The sequence below is a fragment of the Moorena sp. SIO4A5 genome (genome assembly GCF_010672005.1).
Classification (GTDB): domain Bacteria; phylum Cyanobacteriota; class Cyanobacteriia; order Cyanobacteriales; family Coleofasciculaceae; genus Moorena.
In genome coordinates this window covers 295,862-311,589 of the sequence record NZ_JAAHHZ010000003.1, presented here as the reverse complement: position 1 = coordinate 311,589, position 15,728 = coordinate 295,862, and the positions used below count along the sequence as shown (strand labels likewise).

The 15,728-nt window shown below is 45.9% G+C and carries 8 protein-coding genes; 6 read left to right on the top strand and 2 right to left on the bottom strand.

Annotated features, from left to right (window positions below):
• Nucleotides 1-197: 197 nt before the first annotated feature.
• Both F6K57_RS03685 and F6K57_RS03680 read right to left on the bottom strand, forming a co-directional pair.
• Nucleotides 198-1,979: an ATP-binding protein gene (locus tag F6K57_RS03685; protein ID WP_364301188.1), complete on the bottom strand. Its 1,782-nt coding sequence runs from the start codon at nt 1,977-1,979 to the stop codon at nt 198-200.
• A 75-nt stretch (nt 1,980-2,054) separates the two neighbouring features.
• The gene (locus F6K57_RS03680; RefSeq protein WP_293027147.1) at nt 2,055-2,339 is read right to left on the bottom strand and encodes a hypothetical protein; all 285 of its coding nucleotides are present in this window, start codon (nt 2,337-2,339) and stop codon (nt 2,055-2,057) included.
• A gap of 175 nt (nt 2,340-2,514) precedes the next feature.
• Here F6K57_RS03680 and lepA point away from each other — a divergent pair, with 175 nt between their 5' ends.
• From lepA to F6K57_RS03650, 6 genes are all read left to right on the top strand, one after another.
• Complete coding sequence (lepA, locus tag F6K57_RS03675; RefSeq protein ID WP_293027142.1) at nt 2,515-4,326, top strand: translation elongation factor 4; 1,812 nt, start codon at nt 2,515-2,517, stop codon at nt 4,324-4,326.
• A 276-nt stretch (nt 4,327-4,602) separates the two neighbouring features.
• Nucleotides 4,603-5,538 (top strand): UDP-glucuronic acid decarboxylase family protein, encoded by a 936-nt coding sequence (locus F6K57_RS03670; protein WP_293027137.1) that lies wholly within the window; start codon nt 4,603-4,605, stop codon nt 5,536-5,538.
• Between the two features lie 126 nt (nt 5,539-5,664).
• A complete protein-coding gene (locus F6K57_RS03665) occupies nt 5,665-7,056 on the top strand; it encodes a UDP-glucose/GDP-mannose dehydrogenase family protein (protein ID WP_293027134.1) in 1,392 nt (463 codons plus the stop codon).
• A gap of 1,094 nt (nt 7,057-8,150) precedes the next feature.
• On the top strand, nt 8,151-9,275 hold the full coding sequence (locus F6K57_RS03660) for an RNA-guided endonuclease TnpB family protein (protein WP_293027131.1): 1,125 nt from the start codon (nt 8,151-8,153) through the stop codon (nt 9,273-9,275).
• Nucleotides 9,276-9,328: 53 nt separating this feature from the next.
• Complete coding sequence (locus tag F6K57_RS03655; RefSeq protein ID WP_293027126.1) at nt 9,329-13,057, top strand: hypothetical protein; 3,729 nt, start codon at nt 9,329-9,331, stop codon at nt 13,055-13,057.
• On the top strand, nt 13,054-15,486 hold the full coding sequence (locus tag F6K57_RS03650) for a tetratricopeptide repeat protein (protein WP_293027121.1): 2,433 nt from the start codon (nt 13,054-13,056) through the stop codon (nt 15,484-15,486). Before F6K57_RS03655 ends, F6K57_RS03650 begins: the two co-directional genes overlap by 4 nt.
• Nucleotides 15,487-15,728: the final 242 nt, after the last annotated feature.

The following is a 15,728-nucleotide window of genomic DNA, read 5'->3' as shown; positions in this document are numbered from 1 at the left end:
GCTCTCCCTGTTATCGTCAGCAGGAAGTATGGTTATTTAACCAGATTTGATCTAATTCTCCAGCAGAGGAGATCGCTTAAGCTTGCCAGCCTTAAGCTAACCCCCTAAGCCAATGCTAAGCTTACCAACTATCACCCCTTGATCATGCCAAAGTTACTGGGGGTGGTGATTGTAAGGGTAACGTCAAGGATGGATGGTTAATCGATATCAGTTGGTTGATTGGAAACCATCACAGGAACTTGATAAAGAGGTACAGTGAAGGTAACTGTTGACCCTAAATTTTCCCCCATACTGAAAAAATTGACCACACCCCCCATGGTTTCAATCAGCTTTTGGGATATGACTAGACCTAAACCTGTGCCGCCATATTGCCGAGTGCGGGAACCATCCACTTGGGTAAATGTTTGAAACAGCCGGTCTTGCTGGTCTAGGGAAACACCGATGCCAGTATCGGCAACTCGAACTTTAACCAATCCTGGGAATTCCGTACCTTTGAAAGTTATCTTCTTTCGGATCACCTCAGCACTAACAGTCACCCCACCTTCATCAGTAAACTTAATGGCATTGCCCACTAGGTTTAACATCACCTGTAGCAGCCTTTGATAGTTACCATACATAACAATGCCATCATAGACATCAGGCATTTCAATTCTGAGGCTGAGGTTTTTGAGCTCAGCTTGATTGGCCGTAAAGTCCTCAACTTTTCTAAACAGAGACTCTAATTCTACTGGAGCCAGTTCTAGCTCCATTTTCCCCGCTTCAATCTTGGCAATATCGAGGATATCATTAATAATATTTAGCAGATGCAATGCAGAATTGTAGGCTTCTTGGATAAAATCCCGTTGCTCCTGTGGATCGTCTGCCATGCCATCAAGAACCAACTTGAGAAACCCAATCATGCCATTGAGAGGGGTGCGTAACTCATGGGAAGTATTAGCCAGAAAATCACTTTTGTGGCGAGAGGCTTCTTCAGCCCTTTCACTAGCTATTTCTAGCTCCTTGTAAAGGGTGCCATGAGCGATCGCTGTGCCGACTTGTTCAGCCAATTCCCCCACTAACTTTATTTCTGCGGCACTCCATTGACGGCGATGATCACACTGCTGTAGGCAAATCAAACCATTAGGTTCATCTTTATAGGAGGTTGAAACCACCAACACAGACAACTGTTCCCATTCACCAGCAACAATGTGTTCTACCAGCAGTGGTTCCTGACTAGTGAGGGCTTGTTCGAGGTAAGGCTCAGAATCTAAGGGTAGCAGTTGTTTGGCCATTGACCGCAAGGGCTGTTGGCAATATTCTGCCTGCACCTTGGTTACCCGTGCGTCTGGTTTGTAATAGCAGACGAGGCAACGGCTTACCTGGAGTGCCTCCCCTAGACTTTTGGCAGTTTGTTGCCAAATGGTATCTAGATCGAGAGTACGACGAATCTGCCCGGAAATTTTGGTGAGTAATTTTTGATGGGGGTCTACACTTAGGCTTGTAGGAGATTCCCGGCATTCCAATGTTGATGATTCCGGCAACAAGTGACCCATAACTAGAACGGTTGTTGCTTCGCCATCCGCTGGCAAAATAGGACTAATCACCAACTCAAAGGCAAAGGATCTGTCCTGGTAACAAAACGATTGAAGACAACGTTCAGGGGTTCGCTGGCTCAAAATTCTCTGAAGCCTCTCTTGGTAGGCTTCGGCTTCAGTCGGGCAGAATGCATCTTCTAGGGGAAGTCCCACCACTTGTGTGAAACTCAGACCATATTGCTCAGCAGCTTGCCAGTAAAAAGAAAGGCATTTACCCGATGCCTCTTGAGTATACACCAGCTCACACCCTAAACCCTGCAAAAAGTTAGAATCACCTTGTGCACTAGCGGATTGCCTATTATTTATATATCCAGTTTGAAAACATTGAAAATTCACAGGTGCAGCCATTAAAAGAAACCTGGAAACTACAAGCAACACCGGGAGCCTCAGTTCCCGTTTCAACATGTAAATGCAACCACCCAACCCTAACGCACGAGCCAATGGCAACGTCTCAAAGTAGATGCCTTTACCTCTTGTCTATCAATCGTTCCACTCACCTCGGGGGGGCAGGGGCGGATTTCGGTCAAAGGTACGGGCTAATTCCTGATCTGTTCCCCTTTCACCCCTGAGCCATTGACGAATTGCCGTTTCTATTACTTTACTCGGATCATTAGTCAAGTGTTTGATTTGATCCAAGAGTTCCGTATCCAAATGAATAGAAATTTCTTCTTTGTCAGCTGAACGTGATAGCGCTACGTTAGTAGCTTTGGTAGACTCAAGGTGGTTTTCAAGCAAACCCTCTTGATGTAAGGCATGATCATTCATAATCAATGGGCTAATAACACTACTAATATAACTTTACGATAACTGACAATTACGCTGGGTCAGTTATAACCATTCCAGGGATAGTACCCTTACCTCTGACGGAAAACATTAAAATACATTAAGTGAAGCATGAACTCAATAGACCAGTTATTGACTGGGTTTATACCAATAGCTTATGACTGATGCCCCTGTCTCTCATATTCGTAATTTTTCGATTATCGCCCACATTGATCATGGGAAATCGACCTTAGCTGATCGCCTACTGCAAGCTACTGGTACCGTAAGCGACCGCCAGATGAAAGAACAGTTCCTGGACAATATGGATTTGGAACGGGAGCGGGGAATTACGATTAAGCTGCAAGCAGCTCGGATGAACTATACAGCTAGCGATGGTCACCAGTACGTTCTCAATTTAATTGACACTCCCGGTCATGTGGATTTCTCCTATGAAGTGTCCCGCTCACTAGTGGCTTGTGAAGGAGCACTGTTGGTAGTCGATGCATCCCAGGGTGTAGAGGCTCAAACTCTAGCAAATGTTTACCTAGCCCTTGAACACGATCTAGAAATTATTCCAGTTCTAAATAAAATAGACTTGCCTGGAGCTGAACCGGAAAGGGTAAGTACCGAAATCGAAGATATCATTGGTCTTGATTGTAGCCAAGCGATTCGAGCATCAGCCAAGGAAGGTATAGGCATACAAGAAATCCTGGAATCTATTGTACATCTAATTCCACCTCCAATCGATACTGTAGACCAACCCCTAAGGGCGTTGATTTTTGACAGTTACTATGATGCTTATCGTGGCGTAATCGTTTATTTTAGAGTGGTCGATGGCACTCTAAAAAAAGGCGATCGCATTCGCTTGATGGCATCTGGCAAGGAGTACGAAATTGATGAGCTAGGGGTGCTTTCCCCTAACCAAGTCCAAGTCGATGAACTCCACGCTGGTGAAGTTGGTTACCTAGCTGCTGCCATTAAGGCGGTAGCCGATGCCCGTGTGGGTGACACCATTACTTTAGCAAAAGCAGCAGCTATTGACCCTTTACCGGGATACACTGAAGCCAAACCGATGGTTTTTTGTGGCTTGTTTCCCACTGATGCTGACCAGTACAAGGATTTAAAGGAAGCATTAGATAAGCTCAAACTCAATGATGCTGCCCTGAACTACGAACCAGAAACTTCCTCTGCCATGGGATTTGGCTTCCGCTGTGGTTTCTTAGGCTTGCTGCACATGGAAATTGTTCAAGAGCGCCTGGAAAGGGAATATGATTTGGAGCTAATCACCACCGCCCCTTCAGTGGTCTATCAAGTGACTACCAATCAGGGAGAAGTCCTTGAAATTGATAATCCGAGTACTCTGCCATCCCCCCAAGAACGGGAAAAAATTGCCGAACCCTATGTCCGGGTAGAAATGATTACTCCAGAAACCTATGTTGGGACTCTGATGGAACTCTGTCAAAGCCGCCGTGGGGATTTTAAGGATATGACTTATCTTGCCCAAGGACGGACTACTTTAATTTATGAATTACCCCTAGCAGAAGTGGTTACTGACTTTTTTGATCAAATGAAGTCTCGCTCTCGGGGTTATGCCAGTATGGAGTACCAGCTCATTGGTTACCGAGATAATCCCTTAGTCAAGCTGGATCTACTGATTAATGCGGAGCCTGTAGACTCCCTGGCAGTAATTGTTCACCGAGACAAAGCTTACTATGTGGGTCGTACCTTAGTGGAAAAACTCAAGGAACTCATTCCCCGGCACCAATTTAAAATTCCTCTTCAAGCCGCTATTGGTAGTCGAGTCATTGCTAGTGAACATATTCCGGCTTTGAGAAAAGATGTATTGGCTAAATGCTACGGTGGTGACATTTCCCGGAAGAAAAAACTTCTCCAAAAGCAGGCAAAAGGTAAAAAGCGGATGAAGGCTGTAGGCACTGTTGATGTTCCCCAGGAAGCGTTTATGGCAGTCTTACGTCTTGACCAAGGTTAGAGGGGGGATTCAGTGATTAAAAGTCCAGACCTGAAAGCCTAGTACTAATCTCGGAATGCTTACTACCAACTAGCGTAATTTTCAACCAGTCAGCCAAGAGAATTCGATGATCACCTTCGGGAATTACGGAATTGGTTTTCAAGGTAGGTAAAAAACTATATGGAGAGATATATATCCGGACTTTTTGCCATAAATTAAGTAAAAATTGTCTAACTGGACACTGTTAAATTCAGAGGTTAGTTTAGGATTGATTTCACATCACAAAAGTTCAGTGGCATGAGAATCCTAGTTACTGGTGGGGCTGGTTTTATCGGCTCCCATCTAATTGATCGTTTGATGGCAGAAGGTCATGAAGTTATTTGTCTGGATAACTTCTATACTGGCCACAAACGGAATATCCTCAAATGGCTGTCACACCCCTACTTTGAGTTGCTCCGTCACGACATCACTGAGCCAATTCGGTTAGAAGTTGATCAAATATACCACCTCGCTTGTCCAGCATCCCCAGTTCACTACCAATACAATCCCGTCAAGACTATCAAAACCAATGTCATGGGTACCCTATACATGTTAGGGTTAGCCAAACGGGTGAAGGCGAGATTCTTATTAGCCTCCACGTCTGAGGTATATGGGGATCCGGATGTCCATCCCCAGTCAGAAGATTATCGGGGTAATGTCAATCCCATTGGGATTCGCAGTTGTTACGATGAAGGCAAGCGAGTGGCAGAAACCCTCGCATTTGACTACCATCGACAGAATGGTGTAGACATTCGTGTAGCCCGCATTTTTAACACCTACGGTCCTCGAATGCTGGAAAATGATGGGCGAGTCGTTAGCAATTTTGTGGTGCAAGCTCTGAAGGGGGAACCCTTAACCGTTTATGGTGATGGTTCACAGACCCGCAGTTTCTGCTATGTCTCCGACTTAGTAGAAGGACTAATGCGACTTATGAATAATGACCATACCGGACCGATTAATCTCGGGAATCCTGGAGAATACACTATCTTAGAACTCGCTCAGGCGATTCAAAAAATGGTCAATCCTGATACAGAAATTATCTTTAAGCCTCTACCTCAGGATGACCCCCGACGTCGCCAACCAGACATTAGTAAAGCTAAAACCTTACTAGGGTGGGAACCTACTATTCCTTTGTCAGAAGGGTTAGATTTGACAGTATCCGATTTCCGTAAGCGTTTAACTGCTCAAGAGTAAAACAATCAGATTTAATTAAATCAATCAACCTCAGGTCAGGGTGCCAATACTATCTTTGGCTCCAACCGTGAGACTTTCCTAACGTTTACTAACGATTGAAGTTTATATTAATTGAGGCATAGGTCCATGCGCGTTTGTGTAATTGGTACAGGATATGTGGGCTTAGTAACTGGCGCTTGCTTAGCCCATATCGGTCATCATGTAATCTGTGTAGACAACAACGAAGAAAAAGTTAAGCTGATGAAATCTGGACAGTCCCCCATTTACGAACCGGGACTGTCGGAAATAATGCAAGAGTCAGCTAATGCAGGTAGAATTGAGTTTACCACAGATTTGGCGGCTGGGGTAGACCATGGGGAAATTTTATTCATTGCAGTGGGAACTCCCCCCCTACCTACTGGAGAAAGTGACACTCGTTATGTGGAAGCTGTTGCCAGAGGGATTGGAACCCATCTCAAGGATGGTTACAAAGTAATTGTCAACAAATCAACGGTACCCATTGGTTCTGGAGATTGGGTGAGGATGATTGTCCTAGATGGGGTAGCTGAACGCCAGAAATCTTTGGTAACTGCAGGAGGTAAAGCTGAAACTGAACCAGCAGAAGACATTACGGCGGATTTTGATGTGGTCAGTAATCCAGAGTTTCTCCGAGAAGGCTCAGCAGTTTACGATACCTTTAATCCAGACCGTATTGTCCTAGGAGGCAATAGCGAACAAGCGATCGCAATGATGAAGGAACTGTATCAACCAATTGTTGAACGCCAGTTTGCCGAAGACAAATCCCTTCCCCCAGTTCCTGTACTAGCTACAGACCTCAGCTCAGCTGAGATGATTAAATATGCGGCTAATGCCTTTTTGGCTACTAAAATTAGCTTTATTAATGAAATTGCCAATATTTGCGATCGCGTAGGTGCTGATGTTACCCAAGTTGCCCAAGGAATTGGTTTAGATTCCCGGATTGGCAACAAGTTTTTACAAGCAGGAATTGGCTGGGGTGGTTCTTGCTTCCCCAAAGATGTCTTAGCACTACTCCATACCGCTGAAGATTACGGCTATGAAGCAGATTTGCTGACAGCCACTGTCAGTGTCAACAAACGCCAACGTCTACTTGCCCTTGAAAAACTCCAGAAAGAGCTGAAAATCCTCAAAGGTAAAACAGTGGGACTGTTGGGTTTGACCTTTAAGCCCAATACTGATGATATGCGGGATGCTCCTGCTCTAAATCTGGTGGAAGAACTAAACCGACTCGGAGCCAAGGTCAAAGCCTATGACCCAATTATTTCCCAAACTGGCATGCGTCATGGTCTATCTAACGTGATTGTCGAAACCGATCCAGAACGGTTGGCTGATAGCTGTGATGCTTTAGTTTTAGTTACAGATTGGGATCAGTTCCAGAAGCTCGACTATGGTAAAATGGCCGAGCTGATGAACTATCCGGTGATCATTGATGGTCGCAACTGCCTAGATCGGACCCAGCTAGAACGTGCTGGTTTCTCCTATTTGGGAATTGGTCGTTGAACTCTATCCCCTCCTCATACGAGGATTGATTGTCAACCTAAAGTTGTCAGAGCAGCTGATTCACTTTATCTGATTATCTGACAACTTTAGGTTTAAAACCAACTTTAGGTTTAAAACTTCCCGACAAACCTCTGACTGGGGACAATCAAGTTGTGTTGTTACTTCCTGCTCTAGGGAAGAGGACTTTCCTGGAGCGCTTTGATCAAGGAATTAGGGGCATCTTTTAGGTGCGACCCGGAGGTGCGACCCGTGATGGCGAGCAATCCCTTGACCGTAGGTCACGCGGGGCGCGTTCGCCATCACGGAAAGCGCACCTGTAGCGAATTTAATTCTTAATGGTAAGAGCGTACCTTTAGAATTTTTGTGATAGCAAGTTTACCTTACTTATATGTAAATTGCCATAAGTGAAATCCTGTACTAGAATAACTGAGGGGTCTGACCCCTCAGTTATTTTGTGAATACTAGCTAAATACCCAAACCCCATCCCCAAAGCTAAAAATCCTAGTTGTTGGGATTTGCCAACAACTTTGTGTTAAGACTAGTGTTGGTGTTGAACAAGAACAAAACCCCAGTCAGCACCCCCCACCCTTGGTGACGGGGCATCAAGCATCTAAATTGAGTTAACTGACCAGTAATCCCCATTAATATTGGCTAGGTGATCGGCAAGTGTTAAAGTCCTACCAAAAAATCGGCACTACCCCAAAAGGGGAGGTCAGGCAACTGATTTGGTTGTCAACTATTATGGGGGAGATTATATATCTGTGTTGATGGTTTAATGGCTTTATGGATGCCAGCAACCATTGACTATCAGCAAACCTAATCAGTAACCCTTAGTGATGTAGTTGGCGACAAATCGAGCTAAGCACTAAACTCTAGTAATGGTAATTTTGGTGATAGTTTTGGCTTAGATCACTAATAGTCCAGTTAATCCAAGGGATATGAGCTAATTTTGGTTCATTTTAAAACAAATATGAGCCAAAATAATCTATAAATGGGTGTGCCATAAAATTGTGACCATAACTGGTCGTCAGGAAATATCAATGAGAGTGGAGTGGCAACAAAAACACGAAAAACATCACTAAGGGTTATTAAACATGCACAAAGCTATCAAGACCAAACTAAAACTGAATAATCACCAAAAAACTTTGATGGCTAAACATGCTGGCTATTATAGGTGGGTTTATAACTGGGGACTGGCTTTATGGCAGCAAGCTTACTCAGAAGGTCTAAAACCATCAGCAAGTAAGCTGAGGAAGCTTTTTACCAACCATGTCAAACCCCAGTACCCTTGGATGAATCAACTATCCTCTAAAGTCTATCAATATGCTTTTATTTCCCTAGGCGTTGCCTATAAACGTTTCTTCAAGGGGCTAGGAGGATATCCAAAATTCAAAAAGAAAGGGAGAAATGACAGTTTGACGATTGACAACTCTGGTAAGTCGATTAAATTATCAGGCATAAGACATAAGTTACCCAAGTTAGGTTGGGTGAAAACTTATGAGCCATTACCACAGATAACCACCAAGAAAATAACTATTTCTAGGCAAGCTGACGGTTGGTATGTGAGTTTTCATTATGAACACGAAGCATTACCGACCCCCAAATTAAAAGATGTGGTAGGGGTGGATTTAGGAATCAAGGAATTAGCTGTACTCAGCACTGGCATTGTGTTCCCAGGTTCATTGCCCTATGGTCAAGCTTTTAAGCAACTAGTCAGATGCCAGCGTGACCTATCTAGAAAAATTAAAGGTTCAAACAATTGGTACAAGGCAGTAAATCGACTAGCTAAGAAACATCAAAAAGTAGCTAATATCCGCAAAAATACATTAAACCAACTCACTACTTATTTAGCTAAGAACCACGGCACGGTAGTGATTGAAGACTTAAATGTATCTGGAATGATGGCTAATCATAGGCTAGCTGCCTCTATTGCTGACCAAGGGTTTTACGAGTTCAAGAGACAGCTGGAATACAAATGTGAATGGTATGGCTCACAGTTAGTCATGGTTGACAGATTTTACCCATCATCTCAACTGTGTTCAAGCTGTGGGCATCGTCAAAAGATGCCACTGAACATCAGGACTTATAACTGTCCTGAGTGCGGGTTAAGTCTCGACAGAGATTTAAACGCAGCAATTAATTTGAGAAACGCCGTAGGCTCTACGGTGTCTGCCTGTGGACGGAGTGCTGCCGACAGTTCCGGAAGAAGCAGGAAGTAAACAGCTTTAACTAGCTAAGGCAAGTTTTGTATAAGTTTTATGGAGCAGGTAGTATGAGTCGCCCAAAACCAAGCCCTTTGCTAGAGCGGCGACAGGGTTTACAGAAAGGATTGATTAGGCAAAAAACCCAGACAATCCATCAAACAACTAGTCAATGTCTGAGATGGATAGTCAAGAATGTCCTTCTATGGATGCAACTGCTTAGTACTGGGTCATTCGTTGTAGTCTGGATGCTGTCCTTCAGTGCCATTGAACCAGCCCAGGCAACTGCTATATCTAAACATACTAAGTTCTTAGAGCAGCTCCGGACAAATCAGAGCAATGATTCAGAGCAATCCATTAGTGAAGAAAGTGAAGAAGTAGCCCCAATAAGTATTGTAGCACTAGGAAAGCTTGAAAGTCAACAGGAGACAATCCCTGAGCCAATTAAGACCCAAAGGTCTTCTGCCCCAAGGAGCAACTCCACCAGGAAACTGGATTCAGCTGTGCCGCCACACTTCTTACCCCAGACTGAAGAATCAGCTAAACCAGTAGCTAAGCGTAAGTTAGGGTCACGCCAGTCAAGGGCTACCCCTGAGGCTCTCCCGACCTTGCTGAAAACCAAGGAATCTGCTCAGCCCAGTTCTTATGCTACCAGGAGGAAGTTACCATTATCTCGGTTGCAGCAGCAAAAATTAGCCAAACGGGAGTCTACAGCTAAAGCTGTTTCTGCACCGCTGAAAACCCAAAGCTCAGCTACCTCAAGGACTGCCTCCCAAAAAACCGTCCAAAAAACCGTAGCTGCTCCAATCCAGCCGACGGCTAAGCCCCAGCCAGAGGAGATAGCCAAAGTTATTCCAGCACGGCCCAAAGGTAAAAAGTCGGCTTTACTAAGCAGTAACGGTAGAGAAAACGGTAGAGAAAACAGAACTACCCTAGCCCAGCCGACAGGTAACCACCAGCAAAGACAATCAACTAAACCCAAGTTCAGATCACCCTATGCCAGGTCTAGAGCTAGGGCAATGCCACCCTTTGGAAAAGCCAAAACGTCGGCTTCCCTAAACATCACCACTAGCCAACCTAACCTCACCACTAGCAAAAAGGTGGGTTCGGAAATCCCTGAGTTATCTCAACAGCCTCAAAAACCAGGGAAACTGGAGCTAAAACCAGGACACAGGGATGGGTTACCAAAGTCATCCCGGCTCAATAAAACTACTAAAGTCTCTCATCGACCTAACCCTGAGGCTACCTCGAAACTAGGCTCACCAGTCCCAGAGTCGTCGGAACTAAAACACAGCAAAGCAGCTAACTCTAAGCTAGTCACCCAGAAGAAATCTGCTGACACTAAAGCTGACACTAAAGTAGACCAGTTAGCGTTAACGCCATCACCTCAAAAGCCTTTAGTGTCATCATCGACGCTAAACCTAGAGAAAATCGACTTAACTTTCACGGAATTCAAGCTAAGCCAACTGTTGCCCTATGGCAGCAGTTCGAGTTTAGATTTGCAAGGAGTAGTTCCAGCTAACTGGAGCAACTGTCAAAACAACACAGCCTGTAATCAGCTGCTGCCATCCCTAATTCCGAAGTTAGTTCCCAATAGTCCCAACTCTAGCTCGAACCAGCAGACAACCTCCCAAGCAAAAACCGAACCTTTGCCAGTACCAACAGGGCCAATTCCGTCCAATGCTGGTAAACTGCCCAACAAGTTCAAGCAACTACCTCCTTCCCCACCAACCCTGCCCGAGCAGCTAGGGCAAGGAACAGCCACACCCCTATTTCTGAATAACTACCAAAACCAATCGGTAGGACAACTGCCTGTCTTCCCACAAACCAAAACACCAGCGCCATTGCCAGCACTTCCTAACTCGATGCCGTTGGTAAGCAATACTCCTAACCAGAATTGGGGCTATTTTCCTTACGTGCCACAAACGGTAGTATTGATGCCGATGATGCCAGGAGTAACTGGGACGATGCCGTTGGGAACGAGTATGGGTACGAATAATGGGTTACCTGCTCAATTGCCCTACGTACCACAAACTGTAATATTGATACCAACGGCAGGGTTCGGCATGTCTACCCCCCAGGGGATAAATAGCTATAACCCTAGCTATAACCCTGGCTTGGGTCAGCTACCTTATTTGAGAACTACACCGGCTCCCCTGCCAGCCCCAGTCAATACCATTCCGATGGGGGGTACTACCTATAACCCTGGCTTCGGTCAGTTGCCCTACCCGAGACCTATGCCCGCTCCTCTGCCAGCCCCAGTCAATCCCATGCCCATGAGGGGTAGTCCTTACAATTCGGGTTTAGGTCAGCTGCCCTATCTGAGAAGTTCCCCAGCCCCCCGGCCAGTAGTCCCGATCAATCCCATTCCCATGGGGGGCAGTAGTTATGGCTTGGGCTTAGGTCAGCTACCGTATTTGAACAATATTCCAGGGCAGGTACCAGGGCAAGTCATTGCGATACCAATGATGCCCAATCCCAACATCCCTGGCTTGAGCCAGTCTCCTTTTCCAGCCACCCCTCCAGGTCAGGTACCAGGACAATTCATTCCCATCCCAGTGGTGCCGAATCCCAACACCCCTGGCTTTGGTCAATCTCCTTTCCCAGCCACCCCCCAACCACCCCTACCAGGGCAAGTCACTCCCATCCCAGTGGTGCCAAATCCCAACACCCCTGGCTTTGGTCAAGTACCCTTCTTCCAACCAGCACTACAACCCTGGCCACCGGCTCCTAACTCAAACCTGAATCGACCAACCTCTCCCCCAACAGCCCAATCCACCGGTCGCCCCTTGCTGCCTACTACCGCTCTCACCCCAGCATCATTGCGTTTCCAGGGTAGTTTCGTGACTCAAGGGGAAAATTCAGTAGCCAGAGCTCGCTTGGACGGAAACTATGTGCTAACGCCCCAATTCCTGTTTGGAGCTACCCTAGATCTGACTAGCGAAAATGACCAATTGGTAGACTCACCTAACGAAGGGGCAACTATCAATCAGTTGTTCTTTACGGCTGCTCCTGCTAGCACCTTACCCACTCTGCGCTTTTCTGTCGGTCAGTTGGATTTAACCTCCTACTTTGATCGGAATAGTTTTGCCAAGGATGGGGTAAGCCATTTCTTTAATCCAGTTTTTCAAACTAATCCAGCCTTGAGTGCTACTGCGATCGCATCTCGTCCAGGTTTATTGGTTAACTGGGCAGTTACAGACAATATAGAAGGCAAAGTCGCTCTGTTTTCATCAGCTGAGAGTCTGGAGCGATTTGACCTCAATGGCTTGGCTGGAGAAATTGGTCTGCGTTACGATAATGTGATCGTGCGAGGAACCTATGCCTCAGGCAGGGATGGTGGTGCCAATAGTGGCTTCCGGGAAATTTTCTCCATCGAACGGGGAAGGGATGACTTTGGCATCAACAAGAATGATGATGAAGAAGCATTTGGTGTCAATGGCGAAGTGTTTATTCCTGAACTGAATATGGGCATATTTGGTCGCTATGGGATTTACCGCAACCGGGATTTGGATGAAGATGGAAACACCTTCAGTTTCGGAATCACCTTCTTGGATTTGTTTTCTAAGAATGACCGGGTAGGATTAGCCTATGGTCGGGACCTCTCCAATGAGGAATTGCGCCAGGAAAATGGGGATGATGTACCAGATGTGTTAGAGCTATACTACGATTTCCAATTTTTACCGAATGTGCGGCTTGGTTTTAGCCTTCAGCAACGCAATAGTTTCAAGGAAACGTTTGCCGGATTTCGATTGAAAACCGATTTTGATGTAACTCCTAGAGGTAGGTTTACTCCATGATTCTAGAGGAAGGCAAAAGGAACAAGGGAAAAGGCTTACCCCCGATAAAGAGCGGAGAATCCTCGGGTCAGAGGCAAAAGGCAAAGGGACTGGATTCACCTTGCCATCCGTGCCGCCGTGTGGTAAATTATTTACCCATTTACCTCTTACCCTTGACCGTTTACCTCTTACCCTTAACTGTTTCCCTTTTCCCTCTTGCCTTTTGCCTTGAGGCAGCTCAAGCCCAAACTATTCCGGTGCCGATTATCAAAGCCTTTAATCTGCTCAGGGAAGGACGAGTGGAGGAGGCAATTAAAGAGTTTGAGCAAGCTGTCCAGCGTTATCCCCAATCCATTGATGCGAAGATTGGCCTAGCCATCGCCTACCGCCGACAGGGATTGATTGACCAAGCCTGGGATGCCTATCAACAGGTGCTCGCTGAAGACCCTACCAATGAGTTAGCCCTAAGTGCAGTAGGTCTGTTCGGGACTTATAAACAAGAATGGCAGGCTCAGGGAATTGAAGCCCTTACGGTCTTGCTCGATATTAATCCCAATGATACAGAAGCTCGTGGCAGGCGAGCTCTGCTGTATGGTTATCAGCAACGATTTGGTGAAGCGATCGCAGACTATGAAATTGTGCTGCAAACGGACCCTACTCCAGATGTGCTAATAGGGGCAGCAGAAGTTTACACCTACAACGGTAACCCTCAAAGGGGTCTGGAACTCTTTAATCAATACCTCGCGACAGGGAATGTGATTAGTGGCTATGCTGTGCTGGCTTATGCCCAATCCTTAAGGCAAACTGGCAATGCGGCTCAGGCGGTGCAGGTTCTGGAAAACGAGTTAGTGGGATTCGCCCTAATCGATCAGCTGGATGACCTAGGCATCCAAACCCGAGCCGCCCTCTCCCAAGCCTATGCTGAAAATGGACAAATCTCTGAAGCCTTGGCTGTATTAGAGCCTTTACAAGGTCTTTCTCAAGCCACATTGCCCTTAGCGCGATCGCTAAATGAAATTCGCAATAAAAATCAAGATCCAGCCCTGGAAGCCCAAGTCTCTATGCTCTACCGCCAGGCACTGGCAGAGAATCCTAATGACCCTAACTTAATTCGGGAGATAGCTGATGTGTTCACAGGCATACCCAGCGAACGGGCAACCGCATTGCAGCTTTACCAACAACAGCTTGCCTTCGAGCCTGATAACCGTAGTCTGATGATTAAGATCGTGGGTCTGGAACGTCAGACCGGGTTAATTTCTCAAGCTCAATTGAGCAACCGTCTAGCGACCATACTGATTCCCCTACCTACTGAACCCAGGGAATTGCAAGCGGTGGCAGACGCCTTGATCCCGATCGAGCCGCCGGGGCCAGAATTTCTATCTATTTACCAAAATATCCTGGCATCTGGGGTTAACGCCCCGTTTTTGTACTTTCGGATGGCTCAACTTTACATTGAAGCCAATGACTTGATCTCAGCTAGAAATGCTTTGGCTACATATACCGCCACACCCCAGGGAGCTAACGATCTGGTAGTACAGTTGCTAGCGGCAGATATTGAACGTCTTGAGGGTAACTGGATTGCTAGCCGCCAGCGTTACCAAGCCTTGATTGCCAGCAACCCACAACGGGATATTCTCAATGGAGCATTGCAAGGATTGTCATCTATACTTCTGCTACAGGATAGACCAGGGGAAGCTGTGGCAGTTTATGACCAACTAGTGGCGCTCAATCCTAGTGATGTTAACCTACAGCTAGCACGCGCTACAATTGCCTATCAAGCGAATCTGATTCCAGAATCCCAAGCTGAGGCATTTGTATACTATTGGTTGCAGACACAACCCAATGTGCTTCCGCCCCAAGAACTCTTTGCTCTAGTCGGTGCTCTACCTGCCAATCCCACACGAGAACCCCTATACATTTCGCTCCTGCAATCTGAACCAGACAACATACCAGTAAACCGCCGTTTAATTCAGGTTATTGCTCAGCGTAGTCCAGAATTAGCTAGAGCTCAGGTGATTGAATTAGTCAATCGAGCTCCCTACTCCGTTCAGACATACTTGTTGCAGGGGCGATTGGCAGAAGCGATTGATCAGTTAGACATAGCAGAACGCGCCTATCAGGTGATTTTGACCGCAGAACCCAGTAACACTGAGATTATTGCTGCTTTAGGTGGTGTTCGTTTCCAACAACGACGCTTTGACTCCGCCAAGCAACTCTATTATAGGGGTCTTGCGATCAAACCCCTGGATTTCGGGGTACGTCGCGCCTTAGTTGGACTAAATCAGACAGAAGATTTTAAAGTCAAAGCCCTAGAACAGTTGGAACAGCTACGACTGGAGGAATTCAGTCGAGGGTCTAGTACTGCTACCCTGTCCCGTCAGAGACAGCAAATCCAAGAAGGATTTCTGTTCCGCAGGGGTTTCCAACCGCCTTGGGAACGTTTTGATTAAGGATAAAAAATGAAGTCTAGATGAAGTGTCAAGTGTAAAGAATAAATTCTAAATGAAGTATAAAGGATGAAGTGTCAAGGATGAAGGATGAAGGATTAAGGATTAAGGTATCGCAAGGGAAAATCCCAAATGGCAATGAACACTTAAAAATTGGCAGTTTTATAATCACAAATGAATAATCCAGACATTTAAAGCCAATATCAGAATTGAATAATTCTGAACTCTGATGTTTTTAGGCTAGG

Excerpts from the sequence above, each read along its gene's own strand:
- F6K57_RS03685 (WP_364301188.1), bottom strand. The coding sequence starts at position 1,979 with ATGTTGAAACGGGAACTGAGGCTCCCGGTGTTGCTTGTAGTTTCCAGG.
- F6K57_RS03680 (WP_293027147.1), bottom strand. The coding sequence starts at position 2,339 with ATGAATGATCATGCCTTACATCAAGAGGGTTTGCTTGAAAACCACCTT.
- lepA (WP_293027142.1), top strand. The coding sequence starts at position 2,515 with ATGACTGATGCCCCTGTCTCTCATATTCGTAATTTTTCGATTATCGCC.
- F6K57_RS03670 (WP_293027137.1), top strand. The coding sequence starts at position 4,603 with ATGAGAATCCTAGTTACTGGTGGGGCTGGTTTTATCGGCTCCCATCTA.
- F6K57_RS03665 (WP_293027134.1), top strand. The coding sequence starts at position 5,665 with ATGCGCGTTTGTGTAATTGGTACAGGATATGTGGGCTTAGTAACTGGC.
- F6K57_RS03660 (WP_293027131.1), top strand. The coding sequence starts at position 8,151 with ATGCACAAAGCTATCAAGACCAAACTAAAACTGAATAATCACCAAAAA.
- F6K57_RS03655 (WP_293027126.1), top strand. The coding sequence starts at position 9,329 with ATGAGTCGCCCAAAACCAAGCCCTTTGCTAGAGCGGCGACAGGGTTTA.
- F6K57_RS03650 (WP_293027121.1), top strand. The coding sequence starts at position 13,054 with ATGATTCTAGAGGAAGGCAAAAGGAACAAGGGAAAAGGCTTACCCCCG.